The organism is Amycolatopsis sp. NPDC051758, from assembly GCF_044453095.1.
Taxonomy (GTDB): domain Bacteria; phylum Actinomycetota; class Actinomycetes; order Mycobacteriales; family Pseudonocardiaceae; genus Amycolatopsis.
Genome location: NZ_JBITCJ010000004.1, coordinates 465,369 through 487,314 on the forward strand (window position 1 = coordinate 465,369; position 21,946 = coordinate 487,314).

A 21,946-nucleotide genomic window follows, 5' to 3' on the forward strand; every position below is an offset into this window, starting at 1 on the left:
TGACCGCACCGGGCCGCGTGAAGGGGACGTCTGACGTGGCCGCGATTCTCTATCCACCCGGCCCGGGAGCCCCTACAGTGTGGCCATCCTTACCTTTCGAGGAGGCCAGCGTTGACCACCCCGTCCGTCGCCGAGCAGACCGAAGGCCAGACGATCCCGCGGCTCCTGCACCGCAACGCGGTCGAGCACGCCGACCTGCCGGCGATCACCTCGCTCGACCTCGAAGGGCAGCCGACGCTGACCTGGCTCGAGTTCCGCACCGCGATCGCCGAGGTGTCGCGCGGGCTGGCCGGGCTCGGGCTCACCGCGGGTGACCGCATGCTGATCATGGCGCCCGGCTGCCCGGACCACATCGTCGCCGACCTCGCCGCGACGCACCTGTCCGCGATCCCGTGCACCGCCTACGCCACCCTCAGCCCGGAGCAGATCGCCTACGTCGCGCGGCACAGCGCGGCGCCGGTCGTGGTGCTCGGCGGGGAGAACGAGCTGGCGCGCTGGCGGCCGGTGCTCGACGACCTCCCGGCGCTGCGCCACATCGTCGTGATGGACGAGGCCGCGATCCCCGGCGGTGACGACCGGTTCGTCTCCCTCGCCGCGCTCCGCGCCCAGGGCCGGGAAGCGCTTGCCGCCGACCCCCAGGCGTTCGAACGGTCGTGGCAGGAGATCAAGCCCGACGACCCGCTGTCGATGATCTACACCTCCGGCACGACCGGCGACCCGAAGGGTGTCGTGCTGTCACACCGCAACGCGATCCACCAGGCGTACGCGGTCACCGAGCTGCACCACCCGCCGATGCACGCGACCAACATCGCGTACCTGCCGCTCGCGCACATCGCCGAGCGGGAGCTGTCGATCTACCTGCCGATCGTGTGGGCGGGCCACGTGCACACCCTCGCCGACCCGACCGCGGTCGCGGGCGCGCTCGGCAAGGTGCACCCGCAGAGCTTCTTCGGCGTCCCGCGCGTGTGGGAGAAGATGGTCGCCGGCCTGAAGAACATGCTCGGCAGCGTGCCCGAAGACCGGCGCAACGCGCTGCTGCAGGCGAACGAGCTGCTGCAGCAGGGTTACAAGCTGCGCAGTGCCGGCCAGCCGGTGCCGGCCGAGCTGGCCGACAAGATCGCGAAGACCGACGAAGCCGCGCTGGCGCCGGTGCGCGCGCTGCTCGGGCTCGACAAGCTGCTCGTCGCCTCCAGCGGCGCGGCCGCCCTGCCGGTGGAGATCATCTACTTCCTGGCCGGCCTCGGGGTCGAGATCTGCGAGGTCTGGGGCCTGTCGGAGACGACCGGCGCGGCGACGTCGAACTCCGGCGAGGCGTTCCGCGCGGGCACCGTCGGCAAGCCGCTCGCCGACGTCGAGGTGAAGGTCGCCGAAGACGGCGAGCTGCTCGTGCGCGGCCCGATCGTCTTCCTCGGCTACCTGCAGGCGGACGGCACGATCGCCGACGCGACCGACGCCGACGGCTGGTACGCCACCGGTGACATCGGCACGATCGACGAAGACGGCTTCGTGACGATCACCGACCGCAAGAAGGAACTGATCATCACTTCGAGCGGCAAGAACATCGCGCCGACCCGGATCGAGGGGCTGCTCAAGGAGCACCCGCTGATCGGCCAAGCGGTCGCGATCGGCGACGACCGGCCGTACGTGACCGCGCTGATCGTGCTCGACGACGAGATCGCACCCGGCTGGGCCGCGGCGAACGGTGTCGAGGCCACTCCGGCGGAGCTGGCCGACCACCCCGCGGTGCGGGCCGAGCTGGAACGCGCGGTCGAGTCGGCCAACAGCAGGCTGGCCCGGATCGAGCAGATCAAGCGTTACCACGTGCTGCCGAAGGCGTGGACGCCCGAATCCGGCGAGCTGACCCCGACGCTCAAGCTCAAGCGCCGGGTCATCAACAACCGCTACTCGACCGACATCGAAGCCCTCTACGCGGCGGTACGCGCCCCGGAGCCGGCCGCCGGTTCGTAGTCAGGCAGTACGGGGCGAGGTCGACTCCGTCCACTTGCGCAGCCGCGGCGGGACGCGCTTTTCCAGGCCGTAGTTCTCCAGGTGGGCGGAGAAGACCTCGTCGAACGCCTTCTGCACGGTCTCGGTGTCCCACACCGGGCGCTCGAGGATCGGCTGCTTGAGGAACGGCTGGCCCATGACGTGCAGCTGCGGGCCGTTGCACCGGATCATCTGGCCGGTGATGCCGTGCGAGCCGTCGCCGAGCAGGAACAGCACGACCGGGGCGATCCGCGACGGGGTGCGGTCCGGCGGGCAGGCACGCAGTGAGCGTTCGGACTTCCAGACCATCCGCGTGTGCGCGAGCGGGCAGACGGCGTTGACGCGGATGCCGGCGTCTTCGAGGTCGAGGGCCCAGGAGTAGGTCAGGGATGCGACCGCACCCTTGCTCGCCGCGTACACGCCGAGCTTGCGCTGCCCGAGCGAAGCGCCCGAAGAGATGTTGACGATCGAGCCGCCGCTGCCCGCGTCGACCATCGCCTTGATCGCCGCCAGCCCGGTGTTGACCACGCCCATGACGTTGACCTGGACGAGCTCGGCGGCCTGCTCGGCGTCGTCCTCCCAGGGCAGCGCCTCGTAGTTCAGCCCGGCGTTGTTGACCAGGCCGTCGATCCCGCCGAACTCCTTGACGCAGAGGTCGACGATCTCCTGCGCCTCGCCGGCGTCGGCCACGCTGTGCCCGCTCGCCACGGCGAGGCCACCCTGGGCGCGGATGTTTTCGGCGGTCCGCTCGGCGAGCTCGACGTCGACGTCGTTGACGACGACCGACCCGCCCGCGCGCGCGACGTGCACCGCGAAGGCTTCACCCAGCCCCCGCCCGGCACCGGTCACCACGACCGACTTGCCCTGCATCAACCCGTCCATCGTCACTCCCCGCTCTGCGGCGCCAGCGGCGCTTCCGTCCACCCCGGCCGGCTCTGTGTCCAGTCTTGGCCCATTCGGGCCAACGGGGCATCGTCGCGACGACGAGCGGCCGCCGCCCTGCGCCGAGCGAGTCCGGTTCGATCAGTCCGGAGGTACCCGCGCGCCGGTCACGGCGAACCACCGCGGCGTGCGGGTGGCGTAACCCGATCGGCTCCGAAGGGAGCAGCGGTGGGCGTTCCGGGGACATCGGCGCGTAGTCGGCGGCATACTGATAGTGCTTCCGGGAGGTCGACCGTGACTCCCCCGGACGGGGTCGTCACTGGCGAGGCACAATGCGGACGGTCCAGGTTCACTCGATCGGGGGACGGTGGTTACGAGGTGGCGACGCGCGCGAAGCCCCGGCTCCGGGCCGTCCTGGCCAACCGCGAGTTCCGCGCGCTCTGGTTCGCCGAAACGCAGTCGATGCTCGGCGACCAGCTCACCATCGTCGCGCTGGCCATCCTGATCTTCGACCGGACCGGGTCACCGCTGCTTTCGGCCGTCGTCTACTCCCTGACGTTCCTGCCCGCGCTGGCCGGCGGGCTCGGGCTTTCCCAGCTCGCGGACCGGTTCCCGCGGCGCGCGGTGCTGGTGACCGGCTCGTTCGCCCAGGCCGCGCTGATCGGGCTGATGGCCCTGCCCGGGATGCCGATGGCCTGGCTGTTCGTCCTCTTCGTCTTCGCCCGGCTGGCGAACGCGCCGTGCAACGCGGCGCAGAACGCGCTGGGCCGCGAGATCTTCGCCGACGACGACGTCTACCTGCAGAGCCAGGACCTGCGCGGGATCACGAACAACACCGCGATGCTGGCCGGCCTCGCCGTCGGCGGCCTGCTGGTGACCACCCTCGGCACGTCCTGGGCGCTGGCGATCGACGCGCTGACGTTCCTGGTCGCGGCCGTCGCCGTGTGGTTGCTGGTCGTGCGGCGGCCAGCCGCCGGGGACGGCGGCGCCCCGTGGTTCGGCGCCGTCCGGCAGGTTTTCGGCGATGAACGGCTCCGGGTGCTGCTCTACCTGTCCTGGCTGGTCGGCCTCGCGGTGATCCCGGAGGGCCTCGCCGCGCCGCTCGCCGCACAGCTGGGCGCGGGCGACCAGGCGGTCGGCTGGCTGCTGGCCGCCGACCCGCTGGGCTTCGTGCTCGGCACGTTCCTGCTCTCGAGGTACGTCTCGACGGAGCACCGCCGCAAGCTGCTGGGCGTGCTGGCCGCCTTGCCGCTGGCCGCGCTGGCGGCGTTCGCGCTGCGCCCGAACCTCGCGTTCGCGCTGATCCTGCTCGCGCTGGCCGGCGCGACGGGCGCGTACGTCATCACGGTGTCGGCCACCTTCATCACCTGGGTGCCCAACGACATCCGGGGCAGCGCCGGCGGGCTGTACCGGACGGGGCTGCGGGTCGCCCAGGGTGTGGGCGTCGGCATCGGCGGGCTGGTCGCGCAGTGGCTCGGTTCGGCCGACACGACCATCGCGCTCGCCGGGGTGCTGGGACTGCTGCTGGCCGTCCCGGTGGCGCTGGCCTGGCGCCGGGCCGGCGGACCGCAGCCGGAGCCGCGGTTGTCATGAACGGATACTCGCTCCGGGTTTCAGCCGTCACGGTTGGACATCGGTCGCCACCTCTCCGTACAGGCAAGATCATGAATTTCATTCAGCTGGGGACGGCGAGCAATTCGCGGCCGACTCAGGCGTCACGGTTACGCACTGGTCCACCTCCATCTTGGGAAGCATGAACAACCGTTTGAGCCGAGTTACCGGCAGTTCGGCCGACAACCCGGTGGTTGGCGTTGCTGAAGGATGATACCCAACCACGGAATGCGTCAACACTCTGGCAGGTACCGATGAGATTACTCAAGTCCGCGGCTAGGCTGGAAAGGAGGTGACCAATTGCATCCCGGACCAGACGACGACCCGTCCGCCGCCGGCGGGCCCGCCGCCCGGCGGGCGCGGGGACCGGCCGCGAGCCCGCCGGTGAACGAGCGCGCCGAACCGGCAGGCGGTCCACCCCGGACCGCCGGGCGCGACCATCCGTATCTGCCCGGCAACTGGGCGCTCTGGCGCCGCCCGCCGGTGCTGATCGGATTCATGCTCGGGCTCGAGGTCGTCGCGGTCGCCGTGCTCGCACTCGCGTTCTCCCGTTCCGCGATCCCGGGCGGGCACGACTGGATCAATTTCGGAATTCTGGCCCTCGGTGCCACCGTGCACATTCAGCTCACGCAGCGCCAGGAAGAGCGCCGGCGAAACCGCACCAAAAAGGTGCTGATCGACCTCACCGCCGTCTGGACGTTTTCCGCCGCATTGATCCTGCCGGTTCCGCTGACCCTGCTCGTCGTTTTCCTCATTCGCCTGCAACACTGGTTCATCGCGCGAAGGCCGGCCCACAACTTCATTTTCTCGTCGATCACCCACGGCCTGGCCGGCGCGGTCGCCCACCTCACCTACACCGCGCTCGGGCCGCACCTGCTGGGCCAGCCCGGCTGGGGCACGTTCTGGCACGAGGCGGGCACCATCGTGCTCACCGGCGTCGTCTACGAAGCCATCCAGATCCTCTACGTCGGCGGCGCACTGGCGCTCGGGCTTTCGTCCGAGCCGACCTTGCGTAACGTACTGGGGAGCCCGGCCGACAACCTTCTCGAAGCGGTCACCATCGGCCTCGGCGCGGTGACCGCGATCCTCCTCGCCGTCGTCCCGCCGATGGTCGTCGTGATGGCCGTGGCGACGGTGGTCTTCAATCGCCTCGCGGAACTCGACCAGCTCCAGAACGACGTCCGGACGGACCCGAAAACCGGCATTCTCAACATGCGCGGCTGGTCGGAGTCGGCCGAGCGGGCACTCGAACGGACCGCTCGATCGGGTGATCAACTGGCGCTCCTGATGGTCGATCTCGACCACTTCAAGTGGATTAACGACACCTATGGACATCCGGCGGGTGACGACGTGCTCCGCACCGTTGCGCAAACGCTCGACGAAGTGACGAGACCGAGCGACTTGGTCGGCCGTTTCGGTGGTGAGGAATTCCTCATTCTGCTCCCGGACATCGACGAAGACGCCACCTGGGACGCCGCCGAGCGCATACGTGTTGCGATTGCCAAGTTGCATATCGTGACAACGGACAAACGCGGCGACCCGGCCACGATCGCCGACCGCACGACTTCCATCGGCGTCGCCCGCCACCCCCGCCACGGCGACAACCTCGAGCGCCTCCTCCAATCCGCCGACGCCGCGGTTTACCTGGCCAAGGAAAACGGCCGCGACCAGGTCTGCTTCGCCCCGGACGGCCCCGGCCTCACGCCCCCAGCCGCACCGTGAGCTCGAGCTTGACGAGCACGTCGGCGAACGTCCCCGGCGACGCGGGGTCCAGCCGCAGCCGCTCACCGCGGTAACCGGCGGACTCCAGCCGCAGAACCCGCGCGCCCGGAGCCGGGCGGGGATGGCACCAGTGACGGACGGTGCCGGTGCCGGCGGGGTCCTTGGCGAGGATGAGGTACTCGTGCCCGAGATCGTCGGTGACCCGGCCGAGGCCGTTCCACCAGAGGGCCCGCAGGGTGAGGGCGCCGCCGTCGTGGACGAGTTCGACCGGGGTGCCGGCTTCGACGTCGACGCGGAAGCCGGTGTCGCCGACGTGCAGTGAGCGGACGTCGAGGAAGGCGCTGGTGCCGGGAGCGGGCTCGCTTGGTCCAGCTTTGCCGCCCGGCGCAGCCGAGCCACCCGGTCCGGCCTCGCTGCCAGGCCCAGCCTGGCCGCTCGACGCAGCCCCGCCGCTCGCCGCAGCCGAGCCACCCGGTCCGGCCTCGCCGCCGAGCCCAGCCTGGCCGCTCGACGCAGCCCCGCCGCTCGCCGCAGCCGAGCCACCCGGTCCGGCCTCGCCGCCGAGCCCAGCCTGGCCGCTCGGCGCAGCCCCGCCGCTCGCCGCAGCCGAGCCACCCGGTCCGGCCTCGCCGCCGGGCCCAGCCTGGCCGCTCGGCGCAGCCCCGCCGCTCGCCGCAGCCGAGCCACCCGGCCCAGCGTCACTGCTGGGCCCAGCACTGCTGCTCGACACAGCCTCGCCACTCGGCACAGCCCCACCTCCCGGTCCGCAGTCGCCGAAGTCCGGCCGGGGCAGCACCGCCGCCACCGCCAGCTCCGCGGCCAGCAGCCCGTCCTCTCCCGACGGCACCGCCGCAACCCCACGCAGCTCCCCGGCCAAGAGCCGGCGCCCGGTGACCTCCGCCCAGCCCGACGCCGCCGCCCGCAATCCCGCCTCCGCCCGCAACCGGTCGAGCAGCGGCCCCGCCCGGCGGCCCGCCCGCCGGGTTCCGCTGAACCGAGCCGCCCGGACCAGGCGGGCCGATTCCGGGCACTCGACGCCGAACAACCCCGTCATCGCCCGGTCGAGGGCGCGCAGCTCGTGGGCCAGCACCACCCGCCCCACCAGCCGGGAATGACTCCGGGCCAGCGAAGCCGGCGAGGCCGCACGCAAAACCCGGGCCAGCTCGCGCAGCTCCGGAGACCGCGCCTCACGCAACAAAGCATCAGGAGCCAGGTGGCGCAGCGCGCGCACCGTGTTCTCCACGGGGACGGCGGCCCGTCCGCCGCCGGGATCGGTCGAGCCCACTGGACGCCCTCCTGGTCGCCGTGCCCCCTGGTGCCATTGTCCGGCGGGGCGCGGCTCGGCGGAACGTAAGAACGGGCAGCCGACCGGGCAGCTTAGGGGAAAGCCGCGGTGAAACCCTGGGGTTGTCCCCATGTCGGCTCCGCGACCGGGCTGGCACCCTTGAACCCATGCCAGCCCCGACCGAGCCGCCTCGTGTCCGCCGACCCTGGTCGACGTCCGGCTGGCTGCTGCTGGTCCTGCTGGTGGTGTTCGCGTTCGGGCTGATCGCCTCGCGCCCGGCGTCCCCGCCGGACCAGGGCCCGCCGACCGGTGACGTCCTCGCCGCGCAGAACGCGATCGAGGCGCTGGTCCACCCCGGTCCGCACCCCGACGCGCTCGCGCGGCTGCCGAAGGACTTCACCGCGCTCAGCGGCGTCACCCCGGGTGTGCTGCCGGCCCGCGACGGCACGATCCGCGCCGTGCACGTCGACGGCGGCTGCTCGACGCCGTGGGGTGACGACAACACGAAGTGGGACTACGCCGTGCCGTGCAAGTCCCACGACCTCGGGTACGACCTGCTGCGGTACGCCGACCGCAAGGGCCACCCGCTCGGGCCTGAGGTCCGCGAGGCGCTGGACAACCGGCTCTCCACCGACATGCACCACGCCTGCGACCTCAACCCGATGGACTCCGCGGGCACCTGCCGGATCGTCGCTTCGCTCTATTCGGCCGGGCTGGTGGTCAACTCGTGGCACCAGCGCTGGGGCCCGCCGGTCGGCGACCCGATCGGCCCGATGGTCGCCGGTGTGCTGGTGATCGGCTGCCTGCTGGTGTTCCGACTGCGCGGCTGGCTGCACACCCGCCGCCAGGCCACGGTCCCCGCACCCGCCGCCACCCCGGCGTCGGTCACCAACTGGGCGCTGCTCGGCGCCGGCGGGGTTGTCCTCCTGCTGCTCGGCGAATCGGTGACGGCGCTCGCGCACTGGGCAGGCGCAGCCGAGACGGCCCTCTGGCCGCTGACCTGGCTCGCCCAGCTCACGCCGTTGATCTACTTCGCCGGCGGTCACGCCAACGCGGCCGGCTGGCGCACCGAGCAGGCCGCCGGCGGCGGCTACCGCCACTACCTGGCCGAACGCGCCAGCCCGCTGCTGCGGCCGGCGTTGATCTTCGCCGTCGTCGCGCTGCTGACGCCGCTCGCGCTCGAGCTCCTCGGCATCCCGGCCGGGACGACGGCCACGGTCATGCGGATCGCCCTGCACCCGCTCTGGCTGCTCGGGGTCTACCTGCTGACGATCGTCTGCGCGCCGCCGCTGCTGGCCCTGCACCGCCGGGCGCCGGTGAGCGCGGGCGCCGGGCTGCTCGCGCTGGTCGTCGCCGGCGAAGTCACCGCGAACTGGTCCGGCTCGCCGTTGCCGCGCTACGCCGCGACATTCGCTCTCGCGCTCCTCGCCCAGCAACTCGCCTTCGCGCACGCCGACGGCGTACGCCCGTCTCGACGTCTTCTCGCCGCGGCCGCCGCAACCGGTGTTGCGGGGCTCGCCGTGGCGAGTGTCCTGCGGGCCGGGCCACCCGTCCTGCTCGGCAGCCCGGGCGCCCCGGCCGCGTTCTCGGCCCCGCCGTGGGGCGTGCTGCTGCTCGGCCTGGTCCAGCTGGGCCTGCTCGGGCTGCTGGCCGGCCCGCTGACGCGGCTGGCGCGACGGCCCGGCGTCGCCACCGCCTGCCGGTTCGTGCTGCGCGCGCCGATGAGCCTCTACCTGGCCTTCCTCGCCGCGATGCTGCTGCTGGTCGCCGTCGTCTACCTCCCCGGCCGGATCGCCGACGGGCTGAGCTGGCTGGTCCGGCCGCGCACGCTGGTCGCCGTGGGGCTGCTCGCGGTGCCCGCGACGCTCGTCTTCTGGTGGTTCGAGCGGCACAGCCACGACGGACCGCGGCAGCGCGCGGCCGAGCTCCCCGGCCGCCGGGCGGCGGTGCTGACCCGCGCCGCGGCCGGGTTGGGCATCGGCTACGCGACGCTCGGCGTCTTCGGCTTCGCACTGACCCGCTTCGGCGGGGTGGCTGCCGACGCCGACCTGCTGGGCCTGCGGCTCGACCCGATCCAGAGCCTGGTGCACCTACTGCTCGGGGTGTTCCTGCTGCACACGATCCGGCTCGGGGCCGGCGCGGCCACCGGCACCTGGCTCGCCACCGCGCTCGCCTGCGCACCCTCGCTGCTGTTCGCCGCCGACGGCAGCACGCCCGGCTTCCTCGGCGTCACGCTGCACGCCGTGACGGCCGCGTTCGCCCTGCTCGCCGCGGCCGGCACCCTGCTGCCGGCCCGCCGACCGGCGAATGCGACGCCCTGACCAGGCGAAACCGGCGAACATGCGGGAAACTGGGTGGTGCGCGACACATTCGGAGGGGGATGTGTAACGCTACGGCAACCAGGGGAAGGCACCATGCGTCCCAACCTGGAGACCACGGAACTACGCAGTGAGGAGTGACCCGCGTGGATCACCCGCCTCGGAACGGGCAAGGCGGCCGCCGCCCCGCCCGGCCCTGGCAGGAGGAGCCAGGCCGGGACGACGCCCGGCGCGGCACCCCGCCGCCGCGCCGCCCCGCACCTCGCCGCGAACCGGTGGACGCGCGCCGCGCGGCGCCGCCCCGCCGTCCCGAACCGCGCCCGGCCCCGCGGGCCCGCCGCAACTCCTTCCGCGGCGCGAAGATCTCGCTGGCCGTCGTCTCGCTGCTGGTGATGGGCCTGACCGGCTACGCCTGGGCCGCGATGCAGGGCCTGGTCAACGGGCTGAACTACGCCAACGTGATCAGCGACGGCGGCGGTGGCGAAAAGCCCGCCGACGGCGCCCGTGACATCCTGCTGGTCGGCCTGGACAGCCGCACCGACGCCCAGGGCAACCCCCTGTCGCGCGAGGTGCTCGACCAGCTGCGGGCCGGCGAGGCCGACGGCGAGCTCAACACCGACTCGCTGATCTTCGTGCACATCCCGAACGACGGCAGCAAGGCCGTCGCGATCTCGCTGCCGCGCGACACCTACGTCGACATCCCCGGCGGTTACGGCAAGCACAAGATCAACTCGGCGTACGCCCGCGCGATGCTGTCGGCCCGCAAGGACCTGCAGGCCCAGGGGGTCAGCGACCCCAAGCAGCTCGACGTCCAGGCCAACCAGGCCGGGGCGAAGGAGCTCATCCAGACCGTCGAGAAGCTCACCGGGTCGACCATCGACAACTACGCCGCGGTGAACCTGCTCGGCTTCAGCGAAATCACCAAGGCCATCGGCGGGGTCGACGTCTGCCTGAACAACACCGTGAAGGACCAGTACTCCGGCGCGAACTTCACCAAGGGCCAGCACACGATCTCCGGCGTCGAGGCGCTCGAGTTCGTCCGGCAGCGCCACGGCCTGCCCAACGGCGACCTCGACCGGGTCGTTCGGCAGCAGGTGTTCATGGCCGGCATGGCCCGCAAGGTGCTCTCGGCGGGCACGCTGACCAACCCGGGCAAGCTCAACGACCTGATCGACGCGATCAAGAAGTCGGTCGTGCTCAACCAGAACTGGGACATCTTCGGGTTCGCCCAGCAGATGAAGGGCCTGACCGGCGGCCAGCTCGAGTTCCGCACCATCCCGGTGAAGAACATCGACTACAAGACCCCCGAAGACGGCTCCGCCATCCAGGTCGACCCGGCCGAGGTGAAGGAGTTCGTGCAGGGGCTCGCCGGGCCGCAGCCGGGCCAGACGGCGCCGCCGGCCCAGCAGGCCGACCCCGCGAACAAGGCGACCACGGTCGACGTCCGCAACGCGTCCGGCAAGACCGGCTTGGCCGCGAGTGTCGCCAAGACCCTCGAGAGCAAGGGCTTCACCTCCGGCGACACGGCGAACGCGACCGCGCGCAAGACCACCGTGATCTGGGTGCCGAAGGGCGGCAAGGACGCCGGTCAGACCGTCGCGGACGCGCTCGGCGGCTCGCCGACGATCCAGGAGGACAAGAGCGTCCAGTCCGGACACGTGATGGTGTTCCTCGGCGCCGACTACGAGGGTTCGAGCTCGAACGCCAGCTCCGGCAGCGGGGCCGGAGCCGCCGCGGCGCCGACGTCGCAGGCCGCTCCGCCGGCCGCCGAAGCGGACAAACCGATCACGGCCGAAGGCGTTCCCTGCGTCAACTGAGTCACGACGTCTGCAATTTGCACGGTACGGCCATCCGCCGTTAACCCGTTCGGCCTAACTCGCACAATCGGTATCAAAGACATGCCCGAATCCGCGTAATGCGCGGGGACCTGCGCACTTACATACACGTGAGGGTGCACGCGCACCGGACTGTCACGTCCGTGCGGGTGCCGTGGAGGAGCACGGCAGGGGACATTGATGTGCTGATCGACGCCGAGGACTATCAGCGGATACTCGGGGACGAGCTCCGCAAGCTCAGGCGCAGCCGAGGGTGGACGCGCAAGGAGCTGAACCAGCACCTGCAGAGCGAGATCTCGCTGCAGACGCTGGCCACCTACGAACTGGGCACCAGACAGTGTTCCGTGGTGCGGCTGGTCGAGCTGTGCGTCGCGATGGACGAGCTTCCCCAGGACCTGCTGGCGAAGGTGCACCGCCGCGTGTTCGTCGACGAGCCCGGCCGGGTCCGCGTCGACCTGCGCAAGGTGGTCGCCGACGCCCCGTCGGACCTGCTCTCGCTGCGCCGCTGGGCCGAAGATCGCCTGCGTCAGGCCGGCGACCAGGGCGCCGGCGAAGTCGCGCTCGACCTGCCGGCGCTGGAGCGCATGGCCGAGCTGTGCGAGCTGCCGACCGTCGACCTGATCGCCCGCCTCCGCCGCTACGCCTCCCGCTGATCCCGGTCCCGATGTGAAGGGCACCCTCCTGGCTCTCAAGTCCATGAGGGTGCCCTTCACGACCGGCCCGGGTCAGCCGACCAGGAAGTCCTCGCGCCGCACCTTCCGCGTGTCCAGCCAGTACCGCCAGGTGAAGCCCGGCCAGATCGTCCGGTTGACGCCCTTCGCGTCCAGGTACCAGCTCTTGCAGCCCCCGCGCGTCCAGATGCCCTTCGCCAGCTTGCGCTGGATGTCGGTGTTGAACCGTTCCTGCACCTCCGGCTTCGGTTCGATGGCCTTGCCTCGGGCCAGCCGCAGCGCCTCGGCGACGTAGGAGATTTGGGCCTCGATCATGAAGACGACGGAGTTGTGCCCGAGGCCGGTGTTCGGCCCGAGCAGGAAGAACAGGTTCGGGAAGCCCGCGACGGTGATGCCCAGGTGCGTCCGCATCCCCTCGGTCGCCCACTCCTTGCCGAGGTTGCGCCCGTCACGGCCGACGATCTCCAGGTCGTCGAAGGCGTCGGTGACGTGGAAGCCGGTGCCGTAGATGATCGTGTCGACCTCGTGCTCGACGCCCGCGGTGTCGACGACGCTGTGCTCGCGGACCTCCTTGACACCGTCGGTCACCACGTCGACGTTGTCCCGGGCCAGCGCCGGGTAGTAGTCGTTGGAGATGAGCACCCGCTTGCAGCCCATGGTGTAGTCCGGGGTGACCTTGCGCCGCAGCGCCGGGTCGGTGATCGCGCGGTCGATGTTGCGCTTGGCGAGCTGCTGGCCGACCTTCATCACCCACGACTGGCCGTTGAAGCCGATCGCACGGGCTTCGAGCATCCAGTAGAGCAGGTTGCGGTAGGCGCGCTGGGCCGGCGGGAACGCCTTGAACAGCGCGCGGGTGCGCCCGGACATCTCGTGGTCGGCCTTCGGCATGATCCACGGCGGGGTGCGCTGGAAGAGCGTCAGCTCCTCGACGTCGGGTGCGATCTTCGGCACGAACTGGACGGCGCTGGCGCCGGTGCCGATCACGGCGACCTTCTTGCCGGCGAGGTCGACGTCGTGGCGCCACTGCGCGGAGTGGAACGCCGGCCCGGCGAAGTTCTCGATCCCGGGCAGTTCCGGGATCTGCGGCAGGTGCAGCGCGCCGACCCCGGCGACCAGCGCGTGCGCGACGAACTCGTCACCGCCCTTCGTGGTGACGTGCCAGCGGTTCTCGTCGCCGTCCCAGCGGGCGCCGGTCATCTCCCGGCCGAACCGCACGAACCGGCGCAGGTCGTGCTTGTCGGCGACCTCGCGCATGTAGCGCCAGATCTCCGGCTGCGGCGAATAGGCCCGCGACCAGCCCGGGTTCTGCTCGAAGGAGAACGAGTACATGTGCGACGGGATGTCGCAGGCGCACCCGGGGTAGCTGTTGTCGCGCCAGGTGCCGCCGACGTCGTGCGCCTTCTCGAGGATGACGAAGTCGTCGCGCCCCTCCTTGCGCAGCTGGATCGCCATGCCCAGACCGGAGAACCCGGTCCCGACGATGACGACCCCGGTCTCCGTGCGGTTGCCCATGCCAGTCCTCTCGATTGCCTGTTACCCGTCGTCCATCTTACTTTGAGTAGGTTACTACCGGTAGAGTGTTGCTCGTGACCACCGCGAAGCGCAAGCGCATGCCCCGGGCCGAGCGGATGCGGCAGATGATCGAGGTCGCCGAACAGGTCTTTTCGGCACGCGGCTACGCGGCGGCGTCGATGGACGAGATCGCCGAGCTCGTGGGCGTCTCGAAGCCGATGCTCTACGAGTACTTCAACTCGAAGGAAGGCCTGCTGCTGGCCTGCATCCGGGAGTCGCGCGCGGTGCTGCGCGAAGTCACCGAGCAGGCGACCGTCGGCGCGGCCACCGCCGAGGACGCGCTGCGGCGCGGCCTGCTGGCGTTCTTCGTCTTCATCCAGGAGCGGCGCGAGGCGTGGTCGCTGCTGCGACACGAAATGGCGCTGATCGGCACGCCGGCTGCCGACGAGGTCGAGGAGACCCGCCGTCAGCAGACCGACCTGATCGCCGCACTGATGAGCGGCTACTTCGACAGCGGGGACGACCTGAGGGCCGAAGCGGCCGCGGAATTCGTGGTCGGAGCGTGCGAACGGCTCGCAATCTGGTGCGAGCGACACGATGAGGTGAACCCCGAAACGGCCACCGAATACGCCATGGACGTGCTGTGGAGCGGCCTGCGGAGCCGTGCACGGTAACCTGCGCGTGCATTAGGCCATTCGGTCGTTACTCAGCGCTGTCGTGTCGTGTGACACAGAGTTGCTCTACGGTACTGATGACACGGTAGAAAGTGTGCTGGACCTTCACGGCCGAGAGGGGGCGCGGACAGCGTGTTCCGAAAAGCAGCGTCATGGAATCGCGGCGACCGCGTCACGGTTGTGATGGCATGGAGAGGGGCGTGAGGCAGATGGTGGAAGCGATCACGGCGACGTACGTCCAGGAGGACGCCGACTGGGCGATCACGGTCAGCGGCCACGGCAAGGAGCTGACCGCCCGGGCGCCCGGCATCATCGCCGCGCGGGACCGGGCCGACCAGCTGGTCGAGGAGCTCGGTGGTGAGGGCCGGGCGACGGTGGTGCACCTGCTCAACGGCAGTGCGCTGGACTTCACCAGCGCGTACATGACGGCCCGGCTGACGCTCCCGAAGCTGCCGCCGCTCGAGGTCCCGCCGCCCGGCAGTGTGCCGAAGCAGCAGACCGAAGAGCCGGCTCCGGCTCCGGCGGACAAGAAGCCGGCGCTGCCGCCGAGCAAGCAGCTCCCGAAGGCGGTCGAGGACCGCAAGGCCGAGCCCGCACCGGCGCCGGCCACGGAGACCAAGGCGCCGGTCGAGCAGGCTCGCGCCTGAGCGCTACTTGAGGAGCTTGCGCACCAGCAGGACGAGCACGAGCACACCCGCGCCGATCAGCGGGTACTTGACCTTGGGGTTGTCCAGCTTGGCGCGCACGCCGTCCTTCGCCGACTCCGCGAGCTTCTTCGGGTCGGCCTTGACGGTCAGCTGGTCGAGCGTCGCCGCCAAGGCGGTCCTAGCCTGCTCGATCTCACGCTCGATCGTCTCGGGATCGCGGGCCACGTGTCCTCCTCGCCGCAAGGTGCTTCCAGCGACAACTTAGTCGACGCCCCGGCCGTCGCCGCAGGGGCCACGCCGCACGCTAGGCTGCCAACTGCTGGGGGCCCGTAGCCCAATTGGCAGAGGCACATGGTTTAGGTCCATGCCAGTGAGAGTTCGAGTCTCTCCGGGCCCACCCCTAGTCCACCGTGATGTGCGGCGCCAGCGCCCGCAGGAAGCCGGGGGCGTCGAACATCTCCCCCGCCGTCGCGACGCCCTTCAGCCGCGAGCGGCCGGTCAGGATCCGCTCCACCGCTTCGACCGCGAGCGGCGCGCTGACCGCGTAGATGTCCTTGCCCCGCGCCACCGCGCGGCGCTCCTCGCCACCCGAACGCACCACGACGTCGACCACGAACGTCTCGGCCGAGTCGCGTTCGTTCGCCGCCGAAAGGTCCTTCGCCGCGTCGACCGTCATGTACGTCGTCACGTCCGGGACGTCGAGGTGACGCGGGATCGTGACGACGTCGGCCATCGTGAACTCGCCGAGCACCGGCCGGGTGCCCAGCGGTTCGGGGAACGCCCAGTCCAGCGTCGGCAGCGGGTCGTCGCGGTGCTCCAGCCGGCCGCCCGCGTACCGGATGCGCCTGCCGTCGCGGCGCTGCCGCGAGACCCGGCCCGCGGAGAGGGTGCCAGGCGTGGGGTGCCAGCCGCTCAGCCCGTAGGCGACGTGGACCTCGTCGGCCGACGTCCAGTCGCCCATCGCCGCCGTGGCCAGGAGGTCGCCCAGGCCGCCGAAGAACGCCATCGCGGGCACCACCGGGACGGGCACGTCCAGCGCGAACGTGTCGAGGTTGGCTTCGACCTCGGCCGCGACGTCGACGTACGGGACGCCGGCGCGCACGGCCGCCTCGATCACCGGGACGGCCGTCGCGGCGAACGGGCCCGCGGTGTTGATCACCGCCGAGACGCCGTCGAAGGCGCGGTCGAGCGCGGCCGGGTCGTCCACCGAGGCCGGTCTTCCCGTGGGCAGTTTGGCCGCGTCACGGCCGGAAAGGACCGGCTCGAACCCGCGGGCGCGCAGCTCGTCCACCACGAAGCGCCCGGTGTGTCCGTAAGCGCCGTAAACCAGTACTGAAGTCATGACGCCATCCTCGTGACGCCCACGACGCGCTACCAGTGTCCGGAACGCCGTGATGCGTACACTTTCGGACATGCACGCAGTTGCGCTCGCCGCCACCGACGGGATGCTGTCCTTCGAGCTGACCATCGCCACCGAGGTGTTCGGCGAGGACCGCCGCTACGACTTCGCCGTCTGCGGCTCGGGGCCGGTGCAGGTCGGGCGGTTCCGCCTCGAGCCGGACCACGGGCTCGACCGGCTGGCGCGCGCCGGGACCGTGCTCGTGCCCGGGTGGGCCGACGTCGACGCCGATCCGCCCGCCGACCTGGTCGACGCGGTCCGCGCGGCCCACGAGGCCGGGGCGCGGGTCGCGTCGCTGTGCACCGGCGCGTTCGTGCTGGCCGCCGCCGGCCTGCTGGACGGGCGGCGCGCGACCACGCACTGGGCGCACACCGACGCCCTGGCCGCGCGCTATCCCGCGGTCACCGTGGACCCGGACGTCCTCTACGTCGACAACGGCAGTGTGCTCACCTCGGCGGGCAAGGCCGCCGCGATGGACCTGTGCCTGCACCTGGTCCGCGCCGACCACGGCTCGGCGGCCGCCAACACCGTCGCCCGCCGGCTGGTCGTGCCGCCGCACCGGGCGGGTGGCCAGGCCCAGTACGTCACCGCTCCGGTGCCCGCGCGCGAAGACCATCCCCTGACCGAGCTGCTCCCCTGGGCGACGGCCCGGCTCGACCGGCCGCTCACCGTGGAGGACCTCGCGCGCCGGGCGAACCTCAGCTCCCGCCACCTGGGCCGCCACTTCCGGACGGTCACCGGCACCACGCCGTTGCAGTGGCTGCTCACCCAGCGGATCCGGCGGGCCCAGGAACTGCTGGAGAAGACGGGTGACAGCGTCGACACCATCGCGGAGGCGGTCGGCATGGGCACCGCGACAACGTTGCGGCGGCACTTCAACCGCACGGTCGGCGTGCCCCCGGACACCTACCGCCGCACCTTCCGCGGTTAGGGTTCGCCATGCAGTCCTACGGGTTCGTGGGTGCCGGCGAGATCGCGGCCGCCATCGTCGAAGGCCTCAGCACCGGCGTCACCGATCCCCCTCCGATCGTCCTTTCCCCACGCAACCACGACGTCGCGCACAACCTGGCCGCGCGGTTCCCGAACGTGCGGGTGTGCGGCAGCAACCAGGAAGTGCTCGACGCCGCGGAGGCGGTCGTCGTGGCCGTGCGGCCGCAGGTCGCCCAGGAAGTGCTGGCGCAGCTGGCGTTCCGGCCGGAGCACGTCGTGGTGAGCGCGGTCGCCGGAGTTGGTCTGGCGCAGCTGAGCGAGTGGGTTTCCCCGGCCGGGCGGATCGTCCGGTCCATCCCGCTGCCGACGGCGGCCCGCGCCGCGAGCCGCACCGCGATGTACCCCGACGACGCCGTCGCGCGGGCGCTGTTCGAGAGTGTCGGCGACGTCGTCGTCCCCGGTGACGAGCCGACCTTGAACACCTTCAGCGCGGCGACGTCCACCTTCGCCGCGCACCTCGACCAGCTCGCGACGATCGCGAGCTGGATGGCCGAGCACGGCGTCGATCCCCAGGACGCGGACGGCTACGTCGCCCACGTCTACGGCGAACTCGGCCGCACCCTCGCCCGCCACGAAGGCACGCTCGGCGAGCTGGCCGGCAAGCACATGACGCCGGGCGGCATCAACGAGCAGTTCCTGGCCGGCCTGCGGCGCGACGGGGTGCCCGACCTCGTGCGGCGCGGTCTCGACGACGTCCTCGCCCGCGTGAAGGGTCAGTAGCGGACGTCGCTCTGCAGCAGCGGCGGGTACACAGTGGACGGTTCGCCGTCGACCGTCGCGCCCGCGAACTGCAGCATCGCGCGCTGGGCGCCGTGCATCGGGGCCGGGTAGTCCAGCGCCGGCGCCGAAACCTCGTCCAGCGTCGCGAGGTGCGCGGGTGTCAGCGTGACGTCCAGCCCGGCGAGGTTGCCGGTCAGGTGCTCCAGCCGCCGCGCGCCGACGATCGGGACGACGGTGCCCGGCCGCGCCCGCAGCCAGGCCAGCGACACCGCCGCGGACGTCGTCCCCAGCTCGGCCGCGACCGAGGCGACCGCGTCGAGCACGGCGTACTCGTCCTCGGTCGGGCCGCCCACAAAAGCCGAGCGGGCCGAATCGGCGACGTCGGCGCCGCGGCGGTACTTGCCGGACAGGAAGCCGTTCTTCAGCGGGCTCCACGGGGTCAGCGCGATGCCCTGGTCGAGCGCGAACGGGGCGAGCTCACCTTCGACCGTGCGCGCCAGCAGCGAGTACTCGACCTGCAACGCGACCAGCGGCGTCCAGCCCCGCAGCAGCGCCGTCGTCTGGGCCTGCGCGGTGACCCACGCGGGGGTGTTGGAGAAGCCGACGTAGCGGATCTTGCCCGCGCGCACGAGGTCGTCGAGGGTCCGCATGGTCTCTTCGATCGGGGTGCTGCGGTCCCAGTTGTGCAGCCAGTAGAGGTCGAGGTGGTCCGTCCGCAGGCGGCGAAGCGTCTGCTCGAGCTGCGCGATGATCGACGCGCGGCCCGCACCGCCGCCGTTCGGGTCGCCGGGGAACATGTTGCCGAAGAACTTGGACGCCAGCACCACACGATCGCGGCGGCCCGGCTGGGCGGCGAAAAAGTCGCCGAGGATCTTCTCCGAGTGGCCGTTGGTGTAGAAGTTGGCCGTGTCGACGAAGTTCCCGCCGAAGTCGAGGTAGGTCGCGAGGATCTTCTCGGACTCCTCGACACTGCAGCCGGCACCGCCCGGGTCCTCGCCGAAGGTCATCGCGCCGAGGGCGAACGGGCTGACCCGCAGACCGGATCGGCCGAGGGTGACGTAGTGGTCGAGTGGCATGAAACTCTCCTTGGGGATCGGATTCGCTAACTCCAGGAAACCGCGTTACCCCAGTACAGCGGTAGATCGATCGTCGCCGGCTCTTGCACGATCCGCGCAACCTTGGTTGCCACCGCCACCCGCGGATGCTTTCCTGGTGCGGTGCTCGACGAAATCCGCGCCCTGATCACCACCCACGCTCGCGGCGACCTGCGCACCCGGGTGCCGGGCCTGCTGCTGTCCCGGGTCGAGACGAGCGAGCCGCACCACTCGCTGGCCGAGCCGCTGCTGGTCGTGCTGGCCCAGGGCGGCAAGCGCCTGCTGCTGGGTGACCAGGTGCACGAGTACCGGGCCGGCCAGTACCTGCTGGTCAGCACCGACCTGCCGGTGACCGGCCGCTTCCTCGGCGCGACACCGTCGACGCCGTCGCTCGGCCTGGGCCTGGCCCTGCGGCCCGCGGCCATCGCCCCGCTGCTGCTGGAGGCGCCACCCGGCCGGTGGTCGCGCACCCCACCGGCGTCCCCGATCGCGACCGGGGACGCCGGTCCCGAGCTGCTCGACGCGGCGGTCCGGCTGCTGCGGCTGCTGGACCACCCGGCGGACGCGCCCGTGCTGGCCCCGCTGATCGAACGCGAGATCCTCTGGCGGCTGTTGACCGGCCCGCACGGCGGCCTGGTCCGCCAGATCGGCCTGGCCGACAGCGGGCTGGCCCACGTCGGCCGGGCGATCCGCTGGATCCGCGACAACTACGCCGAGCCGATGCGGATCGACGAGCTCGCGCGGCTGACCGGGATGAGCCCGTCCGCGCTCCACCGGCACTTCCGCGCGGTGACGGCGATGAGCCCGCTGCAGTTCCAGAAGCGCATCCGCCTGCAGGAGGCCCGTTCGCTGCTGCTGGCGGACGCGGGGGACGTCGCCGGGGTCGGGCACCTTGTCGGCTACGACAGCCCGTCGCAGTTCAACCGCGAGTACCGCCGGCTCTTCGGCGCGCCGCCCGGCGCGGACGCGGCCCGGCTGCGCGCGGCCACCGCCCCGGCCGCGCAGCTGCCCTGAGGGCCGATCCGTTCAAGAACTCCGTCCCGGCCGGTGCGACGCTGGGCGCATGCCGGTGAACCTTCCCGCGGCGGCGTCGTTCATGGCGACGCACGCCCGCCTCCTCGACCGCCGCCGCTTCGAGCTGCTCAGCGGCGGAACGACCACGGACGCGGTGCTGGCCGCCGTCGACGGCTACCGCAATCCGGACGGCGGTTACGGCTGGGGTCTCGAACCGGACCTGCGCGCGCCGGAGAGCCAGCCCGGCGGCGCCCTGCACGCCTTCGAGGTGTTCGAAGAGATCGGCCCGGACACCACGCCCCACGCGGTACAGCTGTGCGACTGGCTGGCTTCGGCGTCCCTCCCGGACGGCGGCCTGCCCTTCGCCCTGCCGGTGGCGGATCCCGCCGGCTGCGCGCCCTTCTGGGCCCAAGCCGATCCCGAAGTGGCGACCCTGCAGAGCACCGCGTTCGCCGCCGGTGTCGCGCTGCGCGTCGCCCGCCACGACCGGGCGGTGCGCGAACACCCGTGGCTGGCTGCGGCGACGCGGTACTGCTTCGGCGCCATCCGCGAGCTCACCGAGGCGCCGCACGCGATCGCATTGTCGTTCGCGGTCCGGTTCGTGGACGCGGCCCACGACCTCCACGCGGAGGCGGCCGGCCTGCTGGACCACCTGGCCACGTTCCTCCCGCCCGACGGCCTGGTCGCGGTGGCCGGCGGCTCGGACGGCGAAACCCTGCGCGCCCTGGACTTCGCGCCGCTGCCGGACCGCCCGGCCCGGGCGTTGTTCAAGGACGACGTCATCAACGCGGAACTGCAGCGGCTGGCCGGGGAGCAGCAGGACGACGGCGGCTGGCGCGTCGACTTCGCGAGCTTCTCGCCGGCCGCGTCGCTCGAATGGCGGGGCTACGCGACGGTCAGCGCGGTCTCGATCCTGAAGCACAACGGACGCCTCTGAGCCGCCGCAAAAGCTTCTACATCGATCACGCCGAGGTTCACTCGACCGTGGGACTTCAGCTAGCCGCCGGTGAGCGAACCGGCCGGCGCCGCCCACGACGTCACCGATCCGGGACCACGAACGGCACGGCCGCCGCAGGACCGGACCACTCGAAGTGCCACCCCGGCCCGCCGGCCCCCGGCCGGCCGGGGCGCACCCGTGTCCAGCTCGCGCGGGCACCCGGCTCAGCGAGCCGGAGATCGGGACGAATCTCCTGATCATCACGCGCCTTCCGGTCGGCGGCGGCGAACCCGTAGGGTGACGGAGAAGCCCGCACCCGGAGGTGAGCCATGTCGTCACGGAACCCGTTGCGGTGGCTCGCCCGCTGGGCCGACTGGTTCGAAGGACGCGGCGTCTACGTGCCCGGCGAAGAGAGCCGCGCGGTGGATCCGGTGCGCGATTTCGGCTGGCTGATGGCCGCGTGGGCGGTCGGGGTGGCGATCTTCATCGTGTTGTTCGCGCTCGCGGTTTAAGTGGCATGTCGGCGGTGATTGTCACCACCCGTGCCGTTCCGGTCACGGATCGGCCACGGGGCGGCACCAGGTGCGCGACAACCGGCCGTCGCGCCTCGTAACCACGCGCGATCACGGCCAGAGTGGAGCGGGTTCGC

At 71.6% G+C, this 21,946-nt stretch carries 19 protein-coding genes and 1 tRNA gene; 14 read left to right on the forward strand and 6 right to left on the reverse strand.

Annotated elements, in window-relative coordinates; genetic code table 11:
• Positions 1 to 111 precede the first annotated feature (111 nt).
• Positions 112 to 1,968 (forward strand): AMP-dependent synthetase/ligase, encoded by a 1,857-nt coding sequence (locus ACIA5G_RS21640; RefSeq protein WP_395925802.1) that lies wholly within the window; start codon positions 112 to 114, stop codon positions 1,966 to 1,968.
• Here the strand turns inward: ACIA5G_RS21640 and ACIA5G_RS21645 are convergent, their stop codons facing one another.
• Entirely contained in the window at positions 1,969 to 2,868 is a 900-nt protein-coding gene (locus ACIA5G_RS21645) for an SDR family NAD(P)-dependent oxidoreductase (RefSeq protein ID WP_395925804.1), read from the reverse strand.
• 378 nt (positions 2,869 to 3,246) lie between these two features.
• Here ACIA5G_RS21645 and ACIA5G_RS21650 point away from each other — a divergent pair, with 378 nt between their 5' ends.
• Positions 3,247 to 4,461: an MFS transporter gene (locus ACIA5G_RS21650; protein ID WP_395925806.1), complete on the forward strand. Its 1,215-nt coding sequence runs from the start codon at positions 3,247 to 3,249 to the stop codon at positions 4,459 to 4,461.
• Positions 4,462 to 4,779: 318 nt separating this feature from the next.
• Positions 4,780 to 6,201 carry a GGDEF domain-containing protein gene (locus tag ACIA5G_RS21655; protein ID WP_395925808.1) on the forward strand — a complete coding sequence of 474 codons (1,422 nt, stop codon included), beginning with the start codon at positions 4,780 to 4,782 and terminating at the stop codon, positions 6,199 to 6,201.
• On the opposite strand, the gene ACIA5G_RS21660 is transcribed toward ACIA5G_RS21655, so the two are convergent.
• Positions 6,179 to 7,486, reverse strand: coding sequence for a hypothetical protein (locus ACIA5G_RS21660; protein ID WP_395925810.1), 1,308 nt, complete (start codon positions 7,484 to 7,486; stop codon positions 6,179 to 6,181). The two genes, ACIA5G_RS21655 and ACIA5G_RS21660, sit on opposite strands and share 23 nt — an antisense overlap.
• A gap of 167 nt (positions 7,487 to 7,653) precedes the next feature.
• On the opposite strand from ACIA5G_RS21660, the gene ACIA5G_RS21665 reads away from it, so the two are divergent.
• The 3 genes from ACIA5G_RS21665 (at position 7,654) to ACIA5G_RS21675 (ending at position 12,292) form a co-directional block, all read left to right on the forward strand.
• A complete protein-coding gene (locus ACIA5G_RS21665) occupies positions 7,654 to 9,807 on the forward strand; it encodes a phospholipase (RefSeq protein ID WP_395925812.1) in 2,154 nt (717 codons plus the stop codon).
• 143 nt (positions 9,808 to 9,950) lie between these two features.
• The gene (locus tag ACIA5G_RS21670; protein ID WP_395925814.1) at positions 9,951 to 11,621 is read left to right on the forward strand and encodes an LCP family protein; all 1,671 of its coding nucleotides are present in this window, start codon (positions 9,951 to 9,953) and stop codon (positions 11,619 to 11,621) included.
• Positions 11,622 to 11,821: 200 nt separating this feature from the next.
• Positions 11,822 to 12,292, forward strand: a complete 471-nt coding sequence (locus ACIA5G_RS21675) for a helix-turn-helix domain-containing protein (protein WP_395925816.1) — start codon at positions 11,822 to 11,824, stop codon at positions 12,290 to 12,292.
• Positions 12,293 to 12,364: 72 nt separating this feature from the next.
• On the opposite strand, the gene ACIA5G_RS21680 is transcribed toward ACIA5G_RS21675, so the two are convergent.
• Positions 12,365 to 13,822: a flavin-containing monooxygenase gene (locus tag ACIA5G_RS21680; protein ID WP_395925818.1), complete on the reverse strand. Its 1,458-nt coding sequence runs from the start codon at positions 13,820 to 13,822 to the stop codon at positions 12,365 to 12,367.
• 116 nt (positions 13,823 to 13,938) lie between these two features.
• On the opposite strand from ACIA5G_RS21680, the gene ACIA5G_RS21685 reads away from it, so the two are divergent.
• Positions 13,939 to 14,496 (forward strand): TetR/AcrR family transcriptional regulator, encoded by a 558-nt coding sequence (locus tag ACIA5G_RS21685; protein WP_395926497.1) that lies wholly within the window; start codon positions 13,939 to 13,941, stop codon positions 14,494 to 14,496.
• Positions 14,497 to 14,705: 209 nt separating this feature from the next.
• Complete coding sequence (locus ACIA5G_RS21690; RefSeq protein WP_395926499.1) at positions 14,706 to 15,143, forward strand: hypothetical protein; 438 nt, start codon at positions 14,706 to 14,708, stop codon at positions 15,141 to 15,143.
• A gap of 3 nt (positions 15,144 to 15,146) precedes the next feature.
• Here the strand turns inward: ACIA5G_RS21690 and ACIA5G_RS21695 are convergent, their stop codons facing one another.
• A complete protein-coding gene (locus ACIA5G_RS21695) occupies positions 15,147 to 15,368 on the reverse strand; it encodes a DUF3618 domain-containing protein (protein ID WP_395925820.1) in 222 nt (73 codons plus the stop codon).
• Positions 15,369 to 15,466: 98 nt separating this feature from the next.
• On the opposite strand from ACIA5G_RS21695, the gene ACIA5G_RS21700 reads away from it, so the two are divergent.
• Positions 15,467 to 15,540: transfer RNA gene (locus tag ACIA5G_RS21700), tRNA-Leu, on the forward strand.
• A 3-nt stretch (positions 15,541 to 15,543) separates the two neighbouring features.
• On the opposite strand, the gene ACIA5G_RS21705 is transcribed toward ACIA5G_RS21700, so the two are convergent.
• On the reverse strand, positions 15,544 to 16,485 hold the full coding sequence (locus ACIA5G_RS21705; protein WP_395925822.1) for an NAD(P)H-binding protein: 942 nt from the start codon (positions 16,483 to 16,485) through the stop codon (positions 15,544 to 15,546).
• 70 nt (positions 16,486 to 16,555) lie between these two features.
• On the opposite strand from ACIA5G_RS21705, the gene ACIA5G_RS21710 reads away from it, so the two are divergent.
• Together ACIA5G_RS21710 and ACIA5G_RS21715 are read left to right on the forward strand one after the other, a co-directional pair.
• A complete protein-coding gene (locus ACIA5G_RS21710; protein WP_395925824.1) occupies positions 16,556 to 17,473 on the forward strand; it encodes a helix-turn-helix domain-containing protein in 918 nt (305 codons plus the stop codon).
• Between the two features lie 8 nt (positions 17,474 to 17,481).
• Positions 17,482 to 18,252 carry an NAD(P)-binding domain-containing protein gene (locus ACIA5G_RS21715; RefSeq protein ID WP_395925826.1) on the forward strand — a complete coding sequence of 257 codons (771 nt, stop codon included), beginning with the start codon at positions 17,482 to 17,484 and terminating at the stop codon, positions 18,250 to 18,252.
• Here the strand turns inward: ACIA5G_RS21715 and ACIA5G_RS21720 are convergent.
• A complete protein-coding gene (locus ACIA5G_RS21720) occupies positions 18,246 to 19,328 on the reverse strand; it encodes an aldo/keto reductase (protein ID WP_395925828.1) in 1,083 nt (360 codons plus the stop codon). The genes ACIA5G_RS21715 and ACIA5G_RS21720 overlap by 7 nt on opposite strands.
• Before the next feature lie 141 nt (positions 19,329 to 19,469).
• Between ACIA5G_RS21720 and ACIA5G_RS21725 the strand changes: the two genes are divergently transcribed.
• The 3 genes from ACIA5G_RS21725 (at position 19,470) to ACIA5G_RS21735 (ending at position 21,809) form a co-directional block, all read left to right on the forward strand.
• Positions 19,470 to 20,360 carry an AraC family transcriptional regulator N-terminal domain-containing protein gene (locus ACIA5G_RS21725; protein WP_395925830.1) on the forward strand — a complete coding sequence of 297 codons (891 nt, stop codon included), beginning with the start codon at positions 19,470 to 19,472 and terminating at the stop codon, positions 20,358 to 20,360.
• 49 nt (positions 20,361 to 20,409) lie between these two features.
• Positions 20,410 to 21,297, forward strand: coding sequence for a hypothetical protein (locus ACIA5G_RS21730; protein WP_395925832.1), 888 nt, complete (start codon positions 20,410 to 20,412; stop codon positions 21,295 to 21,297).
• Positions 21,298 to 21,626: 329 nt separating this feature from the next.
• Positions 21,627 to 21,809, forward strand: a complete 183-nt coding sequence (locus ACIA5G_RS21735; protein WP_395925834.1) for a hypothetical protein — start codon at positions 21,627 to 21,629, stop codon at positions 21,807 to 21,809.
• The last annotated feature ends 137 nt before the right edge of the window (positions 21,810 to 21,946 follow it).

Bases quoted from the DNA above. Each gene is read 5' to 3' on its own strand.
- ACIA5G_RS21645 (WP_395925804.1), bottom strand. From the start codon at position 2,868: ATGGACGGGTTGATGCAGGGCAAGTCGGTCGTGGTGACCGGTGCCGGG.
- ACIA5G_RS21665 (WP_395925812.1), top strand. From the start codon at position 7,654: ATGCCAGCCCCGACCGAGCCGCCTCGTGTCCGCCGACCCTGGTCGACG.
- ACIA5G_RS21680 (WP_395925818.1), bottom strand. From the start codon at position 13,822: ATGGGCAACCGCACGGAGACCGGGGTCGTCATCGTCGGGACCGGGTTC.
- ACIA5G_RS21685 (WP_395926497.1), top strand. From the start codon at position 13,939: ATGCGGCAGATGATCGAGGTCGCCGAACAGGTCTTTTCGGCACGCGGC.
- ACIA5G_RS21690 (WP_395926499.1), top strand. From the start codon at position 14,706: ATGGTGGAAGCGATCACGGCGACGTACGTCCAGGAGGACGCCGACTGG.
- ACIA5G_RS21705 (WP_395925822.1), bottom strand. From the start codon at position 16,485: ATGACTTCAGTACTGGTTTACGGCGCTTACGGACACACCGGGCGCTTC.
- ACIA5G_RS21710 (WP_395925824.1), top strand. From the start codon at position 16,556: ATGCACGCAGTTGCGCTCGCCGCCACCGACGGGATGCTGTCCTTCGAG.
- ACIA5G_RS21715 (WP_395925826.1), top strand. From the start codon at position 17,482: ATGCAGTCCTACGGGTTCGTGGGTGCCGGCGAGATCGCGGCCGCCATC.
- ACIA5G_RS21720 (WP_395925828.1), bottom strand. From the start codon at position 19,328: ATGCCACTCGACCACTACGTCACCCTCGGCCGATCCGGTCTGCGGGTC.
- ACIA5G_RS21730 (WP_395925832.1), top strand. From the start codon at position 20,410: ATGCCGGTGAACCTTCCCGCGGCGGCGTCGTTCATGGCGACGCACGCC.
- ACIA5G_RS21735 (WP_395925834.1), top strand. From the start codon at position 21,627: ATGTCGTCACGGAACCCGTTGCGGTGGCTCGCCCGCTGGGCCGACTGG.